Source organism: Streptomyces sp. NBC_00597 (genome assembly GCF_041431095.1).
In the GTDB taxonomy this organism is placed as follows: domain Bacteria; phylum Actinomycetota; class Actinomycetes; order Streptomycetales; family Streptomycetaceae; genus Streptomyces.
Genome location: NZ_CP107757.1, coordinates 725,609 through 739,908, shown reverse-complemented (window position 1 = coordinate 739,908; position 14,300 = coordinate 725,609). Strand labels below are relative to the sequence as shown.

Annotated in this window: 13 protein-coding genes; 3 read left to right on the top strand and 10 right to left on the bottom strand. The window is 72.8% G+C overall.

What is annotated here, in order from left to right; genetic code table 11:
* Nucleotides 1-31 precede the first annotated feature (31 nt).
* From OG974_RS03040 to OG974_RS03030, 3 genes are all read right to left on the bottom strand, one after another.
* Nucleotides 32-1,582 (bottom strand): hypothetical protein, encoded by a 1,551-nt coding sequence (locus OG974_RS03040; RefSeq protein WP_371645322.1) that lies wholly within the window; start codon nucleotides 1,580-1,582, stop codon nucleotides 32-34.
* A gap of 45 nt (nucleotides 1,583-1,627) precedes the next feature.
* A complete protein-coding gene (locus tag OG974_RS03035; RefSeq protein ID WP_327279394.1) occupies nucleotides 1,628-2,008 on the bottom strand; it encodes a PPOX class F420-dependent oxidoreductase in 381 nt (126 codons plus the stop codon).
* Nucleotides 2,009-2,253: 245 nt separating this feature from the next.
* Complete coding sequence (locus tag OG974_RS03030) at nucleotides 2,254-2,505, bottom strand: helix-turn-helix transcriptional regulator (protein ID WP_327279393.1); 252 nt, start codon at nucleotides 2,503-2,505, stop codon at nucleotides 2,254-2,256.
* Between the two features lie 65 nt (nucleotides 2,506-2,570).
* Between OG974_RS03030 and map the strand changes: the two genes are divergently transcribed.
* Nucleotides 2,571-3,338, top strand: coding sequence for a type I methionyl aminopeptidase (gene map / locus OG974_RS03025; protein WP_327279392.1), 768 nt, complete (start codon nucleotides 2,571-2,573; stop codon nucleotides 3,336-3,338).
* Nucleotides 3,339-3,369: 31 nt separating this feature from the next.
* Here the strand turns inward: map and ggt are convergent, their stop codons facing one another.
* A complete protein-coding gene (gene ggt, locus OG974_RS03020) occupies nucleotides 3,370-5,175 on the bottom strand; it encodes a gamma-glutamyltransferase (RefSeq protein WP_371645319.1) in 1,806 nt (601 codons plus the stop codon).
* A 114-nt stretch (nucleotides 5,176-5,289) separates the two neighbouring features.
* Here ggt and OG974_RS03015 point away from each other — a divergent pair, with 114 nt between their 5' ends.
* Nucleotides 5,290-6,015 carry a hypothetical protein gene (locus OG974_RS03015; RefSeq protein WP_327279390.1) on the top strand — a complete coding sequence of 242 codons (726 nt, stop codon included), beginning with the start codon at nucleotides 5,290-5,292 and terminating at the stop codon, nucleotides 6,013-6,015.
* On the opposite strand, the gene OG974_RS03010 is transcribed toward OG974_RS03015, so the two are convergent.
* From OG974_RS03010 to OG974_RS02985, 6 genes are read right to left on the bottom strand one after another with little or no spacing between them, the layout of a single operon-like run.
* Nucleotides 5,975-7,273 carry a cytochrome P450 gene (locus OG974_RS03010; RefSeq protein WP_371645317.1) on the bottom strand — a complete coding sequence of 433 codons (1,299 nt, stop codon included), beginning with the start codon at nucleotides 7,271-7,273 and terminating at the stop codon, nucleotides 5,975-5,977. The two genes, OG974_RS03015 and OG974_RS03010, sit on opposite strands and share 41 nt — an antisense overlap.
* 44 nt (nucleotides 7,274-7,317) lie before the next feature.
* Nucleotides 7,318-7,827, bottom strand: coding sequence for a hypothetical protein (locus tag OG974_RS03005; protein ID WP_327279388.1), 510 nt, complete (start codon nucleotides 7,825-7,827; stop codon nucleotides 7,318-7,320).
* Entirely contained in the window at nucleotides 7,824-9,266 is a 1,443-nt protein-coding gene (locus OG974_RS03000) for an ATP-binding protein (protein ID WP_371645315.1), read from the bottom strand. Before OG974_RS03000 ends, OG974_RS03005 begins: the two co-directional genes overlap by 4 nt.
* A complete protein-coding gene (locus tag OG974_RS02995; protein ID WP_327279386.1) occupies nucleotides 9,263-9,946 on the bottom strand; it encodes a response regulator transcription factor in 684 nt (227 codons plus the stop codon). Before OG974_RS02995 ends, OG974_RS03000 begins: the two co-directional genes overlap by 4 nt.
* 7 nt (nucleotides 9,947-9,953) lie before the next feature.
* Nucleotides 9,954-11,675 carry a murein biosynthesis integral membrane protein MurJ gene (murJ, locus tag OG974_RS02990; RefSeq protein ID WP_371645313.1) on the bottom strand — a complete coding sequence of 574 codons (1,722 nt, stop codon included), beginning with the start codon at nucleotides 11,673-11,675 and terminating at the stop codon, nucleotides 9,954-9,956.
* On the bottom strand, nucleotides 11,672-12,841 hold the full coding sequence (locus OG974_RS02985) for a peptidoglycan bridge formation glycyltransferase FemA/FemB family protein (protein ID WP_327279385.1): 1,170 nt from the start codon (nucleotides 12,839-12,841) through the stop codon (nucleotides 11,672-11,674). The genes murJ and OG974_RS02985 overlap by 4 nt, the downstream gene beginning before the upstream one ends.
* 215 nt (nucleotides 12,842-13,056) lie before the next feature.
* Between OG974_RS02985 and OG974_RS02980 the strand changes: the two genes are divergently transcribed.
* Nucleotides 13,057-14,280 (top strand): Ig-like domain-containing protein, encoded by a 1,224-nt coding sequence (locus OG974_RS02980; RefSeq protein WP_371645311.1) that lies wholly within the window; start codon nucleotides 13,057-13,059, stop codon nucleotides 14,278-14,280.
* Nucleotides 14,281-14,300 lie beyond the last annotated feature (20 nt).

Here is a 14,300-nt window from a genome sequence, read left to right as displayed (position 1 = left end):
TCGAATTACGCCGTCTCCCGGTCGATTGCGATCAGGAGGCGGATGGTTTCGCAATCCGCAGGGCGTGTACGAGGTCACGGTGGTGCGTGGTGGACAGGGCCTCGGCGGCCCGGAGCAGCCGGGGAGTGAACCACTGCGGGTCGCGGCGGGCGAGCCGGACCGCCTCCTCGGCGGTGCGGACCTTGACGAACGCGCCGAGCAGGGCGTCGGCCTCGCGGGTCCGGCCCGCCCCGGCCAGGGCCAGGGCGGCATCGGCGATCTCGGCGGCGGGGCGGGCGGCCCCCTGGCGCAGCAGCGCCTCGCAGTCGGCGCGGCGCCCCGCCTCGCCGAGGGCGGCGGCCGCCGCGGCGAGCCGCTCGGGCAGGAGCGAGGCCGCCTCCCACAGCAGGGTGGCCCAGTCCGCGCCGAGCCCGGCCCGCAGCAGCTCGTCGGCCAGCCCGGGCAGCCGCTCGGGGGGCCAGGCAGCGGCCTCGCACAGCAGCACGTGCGCCTCCCCGCTGCGCCCCTCGGCCCGCAGCCCCGCCAGCTCCCGCACGAAATCGGCGATCCCGCCGCGGGCCTGCCCGTCCGGCTCCGGCGGAGCGATCCGGGCCCCGCCGACGTCCTGCACTTCCGGCTCCGGCGGGGCGGGGCGGCCCTCCGGGGCGGACTGCCCGTCGGGCCTCGGCGGGGTGAAGCGGGCCCGGCCGAGCGGGACCTCCGGCTGGGCGAAGCGCGCACCACGGGGCGGGGTGGCGGGCCCGTCCGAGTGCCCGGGCGGCGGGGTGAAGGCCGCGGGGGTGCCGGCGCCCGCGTACCGAGCCCCGCCGGCCCGCCGCGCTGTGCGCAGCCGCCGTCCCTCGGCCGGCCCGACGGGCGGCTCGGCCCGGTCCTCGCCCGCCTCCCGCTGGCGCGGCACTCCGGGCAGCGACCCGCCGTTCCCGCCCCCGGGCAGCGACCCGCTCCCCACCGGGCCCGCCGCCTCGGCGGCCCCGTCGCCGGGCGGGACGAGGGGCGAGTGCTCCGGCCACGGGGAGGCGGGGCGTCCGGCCGGCTGCGCCGTCGGCCCGTCCTGTCGAGCGGGGGTGTGCTCCGGTGCGCGTGACCGTAAGGCGTTGAGGCGGGAGGTCAGGTCGTGGTGGCGGGCGGCGGCCCTGGCCGCGTCGTCCCGGGTCCAGGCGAGTTCCGTGGTCAGCGCGTCCGCCTCGGTCCGGTCCGCCGTCGCGGCCAGCCGCGCCGTCAGCGCGTGGGCCGCGGCCTCCGAGACGGCCCGTTGCTCGGCGGCCGCCGCGTACAGGGTCCGCAGTTCCTCCGCGCCGCCCGGCAGCCGGTCCCACGCCGTGACCGCCGCGGCCCGCAGCCCGGCCGCGTACCGCGCCTCCCGCGCCGCGAAGTCGTCCCCCCTGGCTTCCGCGAGATCGCCGAGCAGCGATTCCACCACGTCCCACGGCGGCATCGCGGCGCCGTCCAGGCAGGCCCGCAGGCCCTCCGGGTCCCGCCGCAGGAACTCCCCGTACCAGCCCGTCCCCGGATCGAGTCTCTGCGTCAACCCCCGCAAGTAGTCGGAGAGTTGACCGATCGCCAGCGAAGTCGCGGTCTCCATGGCCGCATTGGATCCCACCGGTGTTACGGGCGGGCTACGGGAATCTCAAAGCTTGACGGCGATCGCGGTGTGCGGACGCTTCCCGCCCCGGGCCAACATGGCCGGCACGTCCAGCGCCCAGAACTGCCACGTGTACTTCCGCAGCATCAGCCTGCGCACCCGCTTCAGCCCCGCCTCGTCCAGCAGTCGCGCCTCGCCCTCCAGTACGACCGCCCCGGCGGCGACCCGACCGCGGACGTCACATGCACTGACGGTGACCCGCCCGTTGTTGCGGATCCGCTTCACCTTCCAGGAATCGCTGCGCGTCCACACGTACAGCTCGCCGCCGTCGGCCACCGCCCACACGGGTGTCGCGACGGGCGTGCCGTCCTTGCGGAACGTGGTGAGGCTGACGTACTTGCCCTGGTTCAGCTCATCGAGAGTCATCCCGGGAGCCTACGACGGCACCCGGATTCCTGGCCCGGTCGGGCCCCTCCGGCACCGTGCAGGTGGCGAGCAGCAGACCGGCCGCGAGCAGGGCACCGAGGAGTGCGAATCCGAGCTGTTGGGATGCGTTCGAGGCTGACACGCCTTCACGCTTGCCCCGCTCCCGCCCGACCCCATCGCCGATTGGGCCGTTCGGCCCGCCGGCCCGCCCGAAAGAACCCGCAGGTCCGCGGGCCGGACGGGCGTCAGGCGGGTATGAAGGAGCAGCGGCGCAGCACATCGTCGAGGGACAGACCGAGCGCCTCGGCGAGGGCGGCCACGGTGAAGAACGCCGGAGTCGGCGCGCGGCCGGTCTCGATCTTGCGGAGGGTTTCGGCGGACAGCCCGGCGCTCGCCGCGACCTCGACCATGCTGCGGCCGCCGCGGGCCTCGCGCAGTAGTGCGCCCAGGCGCTCGCCGCGCTCGCGCTCTTCGGGGGTGAGTGGGGTGCGGACCATGTCCACCATCCTACCCCCTCCCCCAATAACTATCCCGTTAAAGTTATACCGGTATAGTTATTGGCATGGTGGAACTGAAGACGACAGAATCGATCGAAGCAATGCGTGCCCCGGGCCGGGTGGTCGCCCGCACCCTGGCCGCCGTACGGGAGAGCGCCCGGGTCGGGGTGTCCCTGCTGGACCTGGACCGGGCGGCCCGCGGGGTGCTGGCGGAGGCCGGCGCGAGCTCGCCGTTCCTCGGCTACCGGCCGGAGTTCGCGCCGGTGCCCTTCCCCGCGGTGATCTGCACCTCGGTCAACGACGCGATCGTGCACGGCGTCCCCGACGGCTACCGGCTGCGCGACGGCGACCTGGTCAGCATCGACTGCGGAGCGAAGCTCGGCGGCTGGGTCGGGGACGCGGCGGTCAGCTTCACGGTCGGCCGGCCGCGCCCCGCCGACCTTCGGCTGATCGAGACCGCCGAGGCGGCCCTCGCCGCCGGCATCGCCGCCGCGCTGCCCGGCAACCGGATCGGCGACATCGCCCACGCCATCGGCACGGTCTGCCGCTCCGCCGGCTACGGCGTCCCGGACGGGTTCGGCGGCCACGGAATCGGCCGCAGCATGCACGAGGACCCGGGCGTGCCCAACGAGGGCCGGCCGGGACGCGGCATGAAGCTGCGCCCCGGCATGGTCCTCGCGATCGAGCCGATGCTGGTTGCCGGCGGTACGGACGACTACCGGTGCGACGGCGACGGCTGGACCCTGCGGACGGTCGACGGCAGCCGCGCCGCGCACGCGGAGCACACGGTCGCGATCACCGCCGACGGTCCGAGGATCCTCACCACCCTCTGATGGCCCCCGTCAGCCCCGGCCGGCCCCGGTCCTACGGTTTGCCCTGCGGGTGGACCACCATCGCCGAGCCCCCGCCCCGCCGGCTCGTCTCGGCCGCGGCCAGCCAGCGCCCGTCCGGGAGCCGCTCGACCCCGGTCGCGGCGCCGATCTCCGGGTTCTGCCGGAACGCCTGCCCCAGCGCCTCCAGTTGGGCGCGCAGCGGGCTGTTCCACAGGGCCGGCTCCAGCTCGGTGGTGGTCTGGTTGCGCTGGCTGGCCCGCGGCGCCGCGATGGCGTCGACCAGCGGCAGCCCCCGGTCCAGGTGTCCGATCAAGGTCTGGAGGACGGTGGTGATGATGGTGGCGCCGCCCGGCGAGCCCACGGCGAGCACCGGGCGCCCGCCGTCGAGCACGATCGTCGGGGACATGGACGAGCGCGGCCGCTTGCCGGGGCCGGGCAGGTTCGGGTCGGGGACCCCGGGGACCGCCGGGGCGAAGGAGAAGTCGGTCAGCTCGTTGTTGAGGAGGAAGCCGCGGCCGGGGACGGTGATCGCGCTGCCGCCGGTGGACTCGATGGTCAGGGTGTAGGAGACGACGTTGCCCCAGCGGTCGGCGACCGTCAGGTGCGTGGTGTTCTCACCTTCGTACGTGGTCGGGGCGGCCTGGCCGGAGCCGCCGCAGGCCGCCGGGTGGCGCGGGTCGCCTGGGGCGAGCGGGCTGGTCAGCGTCCGGTCCGGGGCGATGAGGCAGCCGCGCGAGTCCGCGAACTCCTGCGAGAGCAGTTCCCGCGTGGGCACGTTCTCGGCGGCCGGGTCACCGACCCAGCGGCCGCGGTCGGCGAACGAGATCCGCGATGCCTCGATGAACCGGTGCAGGTACTGGGTCTCGGACAGCTTCGAGAGGTCGGTGCGCTCCAGGATGTTGAGCGCCTCGCCGACGGTGGTGCCGCCCGAGGAGGACGGCGCAATGCTGTACACGTCGAGGCCCCGGTAGCCCACCCGTGTCGGGGCCTGGCGCTTGGTCTCGTACGCACGCAGGTCGCCGCCGGTCAGGTCGCCGGAGCGGACGATGCGGGTGGCGGCCGGGTCCACGGGGGGCTTGCGGACGGCACGGACGATGTCCTCGGCGATCGGGCCCCGGTACACGGCGCCGGTGCCCTTGCGGGCCAGTTCCGCGTACGTCGCCGCCAGGTCGGGGTTCTTGAAGGTGGAGCCGACCACCGGCAGGGCTCCCCCGGGCAGGAACAGCTTCCTGGTGTCGGGGAAGTCCTTGAAGCGGTCCTGGTTGAGCTCCGTCTGGGCCCGGAAGGTCTGATCGACGGTGAACCCGTCGCGGGCCAGTTTCTCGGCGGGCCGTAGGAGTTGGCCGAGCGGGCGGGTGCCCCAGGCGTCGAGGGCGCTCTTCCAGGTGGCCGGCGTGCCGGGCACGCCGACGGAGCGGCCGCTGGTCTGGCCCTGCTCGAACGGGATGGGGACCCCGTTCTCCTGGAACAGGCCGGCGGTGGCCGTGGCGGGGGCGGTCTCGCGGCCGTCGATGGTCTGCACCCGGCGGGACTTGGCGTCGTAGTAGACGAAGTAGCCGCCTCCACCGATACCGGCCGAGTACGGCTCGGTCACCCCGAGCGCTGCGGCCGTCGCGACGGCGGCGTCCACCGCGTTGCCTCCGGAACGCAGGACGGCGATGCCGGCGGCCGACGCGTCGGTGTCGACACTGGCGACCGCCCCGCCGTACCCGACGGCTACCGGGACCTTGGCGGGAGCTCCGCCCGGCGTCTGCGACGGCGGGGCCGCGGCGCCGGTGGACACCAGCGCCCCGGCGAGGGCGGCGAGCGCTAACTGACGTGTGGCGGAACGACGCATCCAAACCTCCAGTCGACGGCCTGTCGGACCCCACCGGACAGGCCTGAACTCGGCACTGTAACTTCACCGCACCCCCCGCGTCAGGAACACCGCGTGCGGGCTAGCATCCGGCGCATGAACGACGACGTGCGCAACATCGTGCTCGGGGTGGTGGCCACCGCCATCAGCGGTGGCTTCGGCTGGTTCAGCCGGACCTACCTGTGGCGCCGTACGCTGCGCCGCAAGCAGGCCTTCTTCGGCCTGCCGACCGGATCCGACTGCCTGTTCGTGGTCAACCGGCAGATGGGCGGCACCGAAGGGTCGGTGCACCGCAACGACGCGTTCGCCCTCCTGGAGATATCCGCCCTGATCAAGGACTGCGGGGCGAACCTCCAGATCGTCTCGCACGACTCGGTCCGCCAGGGCTTCGGGGAGCGCGCCGAGTTCTGCGTGGGCGGCCCCGTGTCCAACGCGCGGACGGCGGCCCATCTGGCGTCCATGCTGCCGGGCGTCCGGGTCGACCTGTCGACCGAACCGGGTCCGGACCGCGGTGCGATCCGGGTCGGCGAGGAGACGTACCGCTGGCAGAAGGGCCAGATCGACCACGTGCTGCTGGCCCGGCTGACGACCGGGCCGGGCAGCCGGCCGGTGTTCCTGGTGTCCGGACAGACCGCGATCAGCAACCAGGCGGGCGCCCGATTCCTGGCGCGCCACCACACGGACCTGGCGCGCCGCTACCGCGGGGACTCCTTCTGCGTCGTGCTGAAGGTCAACAACTCGGATGCGTACGGCCCGGACGTGGTCGAACTGCTGGCGGACGTCACCCGGCAGGCCCGGACACCCGCAGCGGCAGCCGCGTGATCCCGTTGATGAAGTTCGACACCAGCCGGCGCGGCGGGCCCGCGAGTTCCGGAGCGGGCATGGCCGTGCGCCACTCCTCGTAGAGCACGCGCAGCTGGAGCCGGGCGAAGTGGGCGCCGAGGCAGACGTGCGGGCCGTCCCCGAAGGAGACGTGCGCGTTGGGCGTCCGGCCGAGGTCCAGGCGCTCGGGGTCGGTGAAGACGCGCTCGTCGTGGTTGGCGGAGGCGTGGAAGACCACCACCTTGTCCCCGGCGCGGATCCGCTGTCCGGCGAGTTCGGTGTCGGCGGCGGCCGTGCGGCGGAAGCTGAGCACCGGCGGGTGGACGCGCAGCAGTTCGTCCACGGCGGTGTGCAGCGGGACCCGGCCGTCGGCGAGGCGCCGGTACGCGTCCGGGGCGCCGGCCAGCGCCAGCAGGCCGCCGGGGGCGGCGCTGCGTACGGTGTCGTTGCCCGCGACGGTGAGCAGGAAGAAGAACATCTCCAGTTCGGCGGGGTCCAGTCCGGCTTCGGCGAGCGCGGTCATGACGTCTTCGCCGGGGTGGGCTCGTTTGTGGGCGGCCAGTTCCCGGGCGTACGAGAACATCTCGCCGAGCAGCGCCGGGGAGCGCGGATCGAGGGGCTTGCCGTCGGCGCCGAGCAGGGGCTCCGGCGCGTCCTCGGGATCCTGGTAGCCGATGATCCGTACGGTCCACTCCAGCAGCAGCCCCCGGTCGGCCGCCGGAACGCCCAGCAGGTCGGTCAGGTTGAGCAGCGCGTACTCGTCGGTGACCGTGCGGACCAGGTCCGCGGCGCCGTCCTCGGCCTGCGTCCGGGCGGCGGCGAGCAAGGTGCGGGCCCGGTCGCGGACCCGGCCGGCGAAGGCGTCGACGCGGGCGGGGGTGAAGGCGCGGGAGACCAGCCGGCGCAGCCGCCCGTGGCCGCCCGCGGTCTTCGCCGGGTCCTGGTTGAGCATGGTGCGCCGCAGGAACGGCAGGTCGGCGGGGTCGGGGTCGCGGATCTGGGTGGCGCCGAGCCAGGAGGAGTACGTGGTGTGGTCGCGCAGCACCCGGACCACGTCGGCGTGCCGGGTGACCGCCCAGAAGCCGGGGCCGGCGGGCCAGCCCAGGACTTCCGGCTCCGCCTGCCAGGCGACCGGGTGCCGCTCCCGCAGCAGCCGGTAGCTCTGGTAGGGGATCCCTTCGGCGTAGATCCGGGGGTCGAAGACGTCGGGCACGCGGGGGTCGGACGCGTGGGCGGCGGGCACGGCGGCGGGGTCCATGGGGTCACCGTGGCCGGAGCACCGGCCCCGCCGCAAGGGGACGATCAGCGGTCGAGGTCGCAGCGGGCGGGTCCGGCCGAGGTGTCGGGGCCGCGCAGGACCACCGCGTAGTTCGGATTGGGGGAGGCCGCCGTGCACACGAGTTGGCGGCGGGCCGTCTCGGACAGGCCTGTGACCGCGAACGGCACCCGGACCTCCATGGTCTCCCCGGACACGATGTTCACCGAGAGGCCGAAGGGGGGCTTCTTGTCGGCCGGCGCGGGCACCCGGGTCTCCAGACCCGCGGCCTTCTCCGGGTCGAGGGGGCCCATGAGCAGCCGCGCGAGGAGGAACAACGCCGACTCCTCGGGCTGATCCGTCTCCGGTACGGGGGCGAGCCGCCCGTCGGACGTCACGTAGTACACGGTCCCCTTGGTGCCGGGGCCGGGCACGAGCACCTTCGCGGCGGCTCCGCTCTCGATGACCCCGGTCGGCTTGATCCCGCAGCCGGCGAGCAGCGGCCCGCCCAGCAGCAGGGTGGCGGTGGCGGCCGCGGCCGTCCGCATGCGACTCATGCGTCGGCCTCCAGCGGCATGTCGAGCGTGAACACGGCTCCCTTGGCCGGCCCGTTCGCGGCGCACAGGGTACCGCCGTGCAGCCGGACGTTCTCCAGGGTGATGGCGAGGCCGAGGCCGCTGCCCGCGGAGCGGGTACGGGCGGCGTCGGCCTTGTAGAACCGGTCGAAGATGTGCGGCAGCACCTCGGGAGCGATGCCTGGCCCGCTGTCGGCGACTTCGATCAGCAGGCGGGGCCCGCCGGGCCGTGGTTCGGTGCGCACGGTGACGCGGATCGGGGCGCCGCCGTGCCTGAGGGCGTTGCCGACGAGGTTGGCGAGGACCACGTCGAAGCGGCGCGGGTCGAGTCGGGCGCGGACCTGCGAAGGCAGTGCGGTGATCACCCGCTCGTCGTCCCAGTGCCGCAGCTCAAGGGTCTTGCGCACGGCTTCGGCCACGTCCACGTCGTCGAGGTTGAGCTCGGCGGCGCGGGCGTCGAAGCGGGAGATCTCCATGAGGTCCTCGACGAGCACGGCGAGTTTGCCGGTCTCGGCACTGACCAGCCGAAGGGCGGCGGCCGTGTCGGGATCGAGGCGCTCGGCGTCCTCGTCCAGGACCTCGGTGACGGCGAGCATCCCGGAGAGCGGGGTGCGCAGTTCGTGGGAGACGTCGGAGGCGAAGCGGCGGGCCCGGGCCTCGGCGTCCCGCAGTTCGCTCACGGACCGTTCGAGGGCGCGGGCGGTCTCGTTGAAGGTGCGGGCCAGTCCGGCGAGCTCGTCGGCGCCGCGGACCTCGATCCGGGTGTCGAGGCGGCCGCGGCCGAGGCGCTGGGCGGCGCGGCGCATGTCCCGTACGGGGCGCAGCACGCTGCGCGCGGCGAGCAGGGCAGGGATGACGGCGATGGCGAGGCCCGGGACGGCGCCGCGCTTTGCGGCTTGGACCATGGCCTCGACGGTCTTGCCCTCGGTGGTGAGGGGCATCGTCGCGAAGAGGACCAGGCCGGTGGGTTCCCGGACGTCGTTGTGGAGCCAGACGGCGGGCATGCCGACGGCGAGGTAGGGGTTTCCGGAGGCGTCGGTCACCCGCTGGAAGGCGCCGTGCGGATGGGCCGTCACTTGGCGGCGGAGCTGCTCGGTGACCACGGTGGAGGTGGGCGCGGTGGTGTTGGAGGCGCGCAGGGTCCCGTACTCGCCGAAGATGCTCCACGGGTGCGGCTTGCCGCGTTTGCCCAGGTCGTTGACGACGCGCTGGAGCTGCGCCTGGTCCAGCGGCAGTTGGAGGGGCTGGGTCTCCACCTGGTCGCGCAGGGTGCTGACGGCGGTGTCCTGGCTCTGTTTGAGGACGGCGGTGCGGGCCTGCTGGTAGGTCAGCGCGGCCGTGGTCACCGCGGTGATCGCGGCGACGAGCAGGAAGGCCGCGATCAGCCGGGTGCGCAGCCCGAGGGGCGCGATGCGCCTCACAGCGGCCCGAACCGGTAGCCGAATCCGCGCACGGTCTGGATGTAGCGGGGGCTGCCGTCGACGTCCTCGATCTTGGTGCGCAGGCGGCGTACGCAGGCGTCCACGAGCCGGGCGTCGGCGTGGTAGCTGTGGTCCCACACGCATTCGAGGAGCTGCTGGCGGGAGAAGACCTGCTCGGGCGAGGCGGACAGGTGCAGCAGGAGCTTGATTTCGCTGGGGGCGAGGGGGACGCGTTCGCCGTTCTTGGCGACGGCCAGCCCGGCACGGTCGATGGCGAGCTCGCCGTGGAACTCGATCTCGGGTCGGCTGCCCGCCGGGGTGCCGAGGCGGCGCAGCACGGCCTTGATGCGGGCCTCTATGACCTCGGTGCGGGCGGGTTTGACGATGTAGTCGTCGGCGCCGGCCTCCAGGCCGACGACTATGTCGAAGTCGTCGCCGCGGGCGGTCAGCATGATGATCGGGAGCTGGCTGGTCTCTCGTATGCGGCGGCAGACCTGGACGCCGTTCATCCCGGGCAGCATGAGGTCGAGCAGGACCAACTCGGGGACGAAGCTCGCCATCAGCGCGAGGCCCGCCTCGCCGGTCTCGGCGGCGGCCACCTCGTGGCCGCGGCGGCGCAGGCCGAGGCCCACCCCTTCCCGGATGGAAGGGTCGTCCTCGATCAGCAGTACGCGTGGCATCCGTTCATTATCCAAGGTGACTCGAACTCTTCTGCTCCTGCCGACGGCCGAGTTTCCGGCGCAGTGGGTCCAGCAGGTCGGTGATCTCCGTCAGGCCCAGCGGCCTGGCGAGGACGACGACGACGAGCGCGAGCGCCGCGGTTCCCGCGCCGATCGCGGCGAAGTCGCCGAGGCCGTCAGCGGCCAGGGCGGCCGCGTACCCGGCGGCGGCGCCGGGCAGGCAGGCGATCAGCAGCCGCAGGTGGGTGCGGACCGCGGTGGTGCGCCGCTCGGTACGGGTTCCCGTGCGCGGGCCGAGCCGGCGGGCGAGGGTGTGCGCAGTCACGGCGAGGCCGGCGAACAGGGCGACGGAGTAGGCGCCCGCCATGCCGGTGACCGCCCAGCGCGCCGGCAGCAGGAAGTAGGCGGCGGCCGACAGCGCGGCCCACAAGCCTGCGATGACCAGGTTCAGGAAGAACGGGGTGCGGGTGTCGGAGAGGGCGTAGAAGGCGCGCGAGAGGACGTACTGGCCGGAGAAGGCGATCAGGCCGGGTGCGAAGGCCGTGAGCATGCCCGCCATGACCTCGATGTCGGCGGCGCCGGTGCGCCCGTACCCGAAGACGCTGCCCATGACCCAGGGGGCGAGCGTGGCGAACAGCACGGCGGCGGGGACGACGAGGGCGGCGCTGGAGCGCAGCGCGTACGAGACGTCGCGGCGGACGGCGGCGAGGTCGCCCTCGGCCGCCGCGGAGCTCATCCGGGGCATCAGGGCGGTCACGAGGGAGACGGTGATGATGCCCTGCGGGACGATCCACAGCTGGTAGGCGTTGCTGTAGGCGGTGTAGCCGGCGCCTCCCGCGAGGCCGGCCTCCACGGCGTGCCGTCCGGTGGCGGTGGAGAGCCGGGTGACGACCCAGTAGGCGATCTGGTTGGTGAGGACGAGCATGACCAGCCAGCCCGCATTGCGCAGCGGGCGGGCGAGGCCCTGGCCGCGCCAGTCGAAGCGGGGGCGCCAGCGGAAGCGGGCGGAGCGCAGCGAGGGGAGCAGTGCGAGGGCCTGGATGACGATGCCGGCGGTGGTGCCGAGGCCCAGCAGCCGGGTCTCGTCGGCCGTCAGGCCCTGCGCACCTCCTTGACCGCCCTGGGAGAGGTAGAGGAAGAGCCCGAAGACGCCGATGATCACGAAGTTGTTGAGGACGGGGGTCCACATCATCGCGCCGAACCGGCCACGGGCGTTCAGGACCTGGCCGAGCAGGGTGAACAGCCCGTAGAAGAGGATCTGTGGGAGGCAGTACCGGGCCAGGGCTACGGTGGTGCTCGCCTGGCTGCCGGTGTAGGGCGTGTACGCGGACACGATCAGCGGTGCGGCCAGCACGGCGACGGCGGTCAGTACGACGAGCGCCGCGGTGCAGGCGGTCAGCAGCCGGTCGGTGTAGGCGGCCCCGCCGTCCTGGTGTTCCTTGGCGGCCCGGACCAGTTCGGGGACGAAGACGGCGTTGAGCGCGCCCCCGATGAGCAGCATGTACAGGATGTTCGGGACGGTGTTGGCGACGGCGTAGCCGTCGCCGAGCAGCCCGGTGCCCAGTGCGGCGACGACGACGGCGGAGCGGACGAAGCCGGTGGCGCGGGAGACGATCGAGCCGGCCGCCATGAGCGCACCGCTGCGCAGCACCGAGGTCTTCGCCGGTGCCGGGCGGGTCGCGCCCCCGACGGACGGGCCGGGGGCCTCTTTGGTGTCGGTGGTGGTCACCGGCGGGCCATGTAGGCCTGGAAGGCCTTGTACAGCGCCGTGTTGGTGTAGCCGTCCATCGGGGTCTCCCACTCGCCGAGCGTTTCGACGACCTGCCCGCCGGTGCCGAGCTTCCAGCGCAGCAGCCCGAAAGATCGTTCGTCGGGGTCGAGAGTGGAGGGTACCCCGCGCATGTCGTACTCGTCCGCCCCGAGGATGTGTGCGTCCCGCATCATGCGCCACTGCAGGGCGTTGCTGGGGCGGACCTCGCGGCGGTGGTCGGCGGAGGCGCCGGTCTGGTACCAGACGCGGCTCCCCGCCACGATCATGGTGTGCGCGGCGAGGATCTCGCCCTGGTGGATGCCCAGGTACAGGCGCATCCGGCCGGGCGACTCGGCGTTGAGGGCCTCGTACTGCTGCTGGTAATAGGAGAGCGCGCGGCCCAGACGGAAGCCGTCGCGCTCCTCGGTGATGCGCAGCAGCCGGTAGAACTCGGGAAGGTCGGCGGCGGTGCCGAGGATCGTCTCCACGCCGGACTTCTCGGCCTTGCGCACGTTGCGCCGCCACTCCTGGTTGAGGCCGGACCACAGCTCGTCGACGGAGCGGCCCGCGAGCGGCACGCGGAAGACGTGGCGCGGCTGGGCGTCGCCGTCGTCCTCGCCGCCGCAGCGGGTCCAGCCGCGGGTGCGCAGCCGGTCGGCGAGGGCCGCGCCGACCGGGTCGACCTCGGTGGCGAGCACGTCGGACACCTGTCGGCCGGGGCCGGTGCCGGACTTGACGGCGGCGGCGTCCCAGCGCCGGTAGGCGGGCGTGGGCCCGATCCGGACGGCGAACGCGCCGGCCGCGCGCAGGTGGCGCTTGAGGGGATCCAGCCAGCGGTCGATGTGGGGGTCGGACCAGTCGGCGACGGGACCCTCGGGGAGGTAGGCGAAGTATTTCCGGGTGCCGGGGAATTGGCGGTAGAGCACCAGCCCTGCACCGGTTATCTCCCCGTCGGGGTAGTGCCATCCGACCCGCTCCGAGCGCCAGAGGTCCTTTACCTCGGCCCAGGACGGGTACTGGAGAAAGCTTGCATTCCGGTTTCGTGAAAGGAAGGCGTGGTATTCCGGAACGGACAGCGAACGCACACTCAGCTCCCGCTCGGGGGACTGGTTTCGCTGGGCGGGGGTCACGAGCAGTGCGCACATGGCGGATCGGCCTTCCTGTACGTCCGGGAAGCAGGACGCACAGGACTCTCACAGGCGTCCGTGACCGCCGTGCGCGGCGATTATGACCGGACGATGACCGTTTTGCTGCGGTCCACGTCACAACCGAAAGTCAGATATTTTCGGCGGATTGCGCAACCTACAGTCGTGCCGTTCGCATCTCCTTTTGCGAACGATCATTACTTGGAGGGGTTTCGTTGAGCCGCACACGCCGTATCGCACGCAGTCGCCACGCCATGCTGGCCGGGACCGCACTCATGGCCGCCGCGCTGACCGCCTGCGGGGGCGGAAGCGGCGGCGGGAACGACTCCGGCAAGGCGGAGATGAAGAAGAAGCCGGACATGGCCATGTCCGTGAACCTCACGGGCGATCAGGCCAAGCCCGGCGAGCCGGTGAAGGTGACCCTCGCCGAGGGCAAGCTGGCCCTGGTGAAGGTGTCCGACGGCAAGGGCAACGAACTGCCCGGGAAGATAGCCGACGACGGCAAGTCGTGGACCTCCGAGCGCAACGCCTCGCCGGGCACCGACTACAAGGTCGAGGCGCAGAACACCGACAGCCAGAGCGCGAACGCCCAGTTCAAGACGGTCGCCGCGGACAAGGTGAACAAGGTCACGATCAACCCGGGCAAGGCCAACCCGGTGGTGGGCATCGCCCAGCCGGTCTCGATCGTCTTCGACAACCCGGTGAAGAACAAGGCCGAGGTCGAGAAGCACCTGAAGGTCACCACCTCGAACAACACCGAGGGATCCTGGGGCTGGTTCAAGGACTACACCGGCAACGACCGGGTGGACTGGCGGCCGAAGGAGTACTGGAAGTCCGGCACCGAGGTCAAGGTCGAGATGAACCTCAACGGGGTGGACTCGGGCCAGGGCGGCGGGATGTTCGTCAAGGACTACGACACCGCGTTCAAGATCGGCAAGGACCGCCGGCTCCAGGTCGACCTGGACACCCACAAGATGACCGTGACCGAGGACGGCCAGGCGGTGAAGACCATCCCGATCTCGGCGGGCACGCCCGGCGGCCAGAAGGCCTCTTGGTCCGGGAAGATGGTGCTGATGACCAAGGAAGGCACCATCCGGATGGACTCCCAGACGGTGGGCCTGGGCGACTCCTACGACAAGATGGTCGACTACTCGATGCGGGTGACCTGGTCGGGCATGTACATCCATGCCGCGCCGTGGAACAACGGCAACTTCGGCCGCGCCAATGCCAGTTCCGGCTGCGTGGGGATGAGCGACTCCGACGCGAAGGCGCTCTTCGCCATGGCCCAGGTCGGCGACCTGGTCGAGGTCACCGGGGACGGCTCCAAGGGCAAGGCCGAGATCGGCAACGGCTACGGCGAGTGGAACCTGTCCTGGGACGAGTGGAAGGCCAAGAGCGCCCTGGCCGCCGCGGGCAACGCCACGCCGCAGAACGGCTGATCCGCGGCCGTACCGGCGGC

Excerpts from the sequence above, each read along its gene's own strand:
- OG974_RS03030 (WP_327279393.1), bottom strand. The coding sequence starts at position 2,505 with ATGGTCCGCACCCCACTCACCCCCGAAGAGCGCGAGCGCGGCGAGCGC.
- OG974_RS03010 (WP_371645317.1), bottom strand. The coding sequence starts at position 7,273 with ATGGACCCCGCCGCCGTGCCCGCCGCCCACGCGTCCGACCCCCGCGTG.
- OG974_RS02995 (WP_327279386.1), bottom strand. The coding sequence starts at position 9,946 with ATGCCACGCGTACTGCTGATCGAGGACGACCCTTCCATCCGGGAAGGG.
- ggt (WP_371645319.1), bottom strand. The coding sequence starts at position 5,175 with ATGCGTCGTTCCGCCACACGTCAGTTAGCGCTCGCCGCCCTCGCCGGG.
- OG974_RS03040 (WP_371645322.1), bottom strand. The coding sequence starts at position 1,582 with ATGGAGACCGCGACTTCGCTGGCGATCGGTCAACTCTCCGACTACTTG.
- OG974_RS03005 (WP_327279388.1), bottom strand. The coding sequence starts at position 7,827 with ATGAGTCGCATGCGGACGGCCGCGGCCGCCACCGCCACCCTGCTGCTG.
- map (WP_327279392.1), top strand. The coding sequence starts at position 2,571 with ATGGTGGAACTGAAGACGACAGAATCGATCGAAGCAATGCGTGCCCCG.
- OG974_RS02985 (WP_327279385.1), bottom strand. The coding sequence starts at position 12,841 with ATGTGCGCACTGCTCGTGACCCCCGCCCAGCGAAACCAGTCCCCCGAG.
- OG974_RS03015 (WP_327279390.1), top strand. The coding sequence starts at position 5,290 with ATGAACGACGACGTGCGCAACATCGTGCTCGGGGTGGTGGCCACCGCC.
- OG974_RS03035 (WP_327279394.1), bottom strand. The coding sequence starts at position 2,008 with ATGACTCTCGATGAGCTGAACCAGGGCAAGTACGTCAGCCTCACCACG.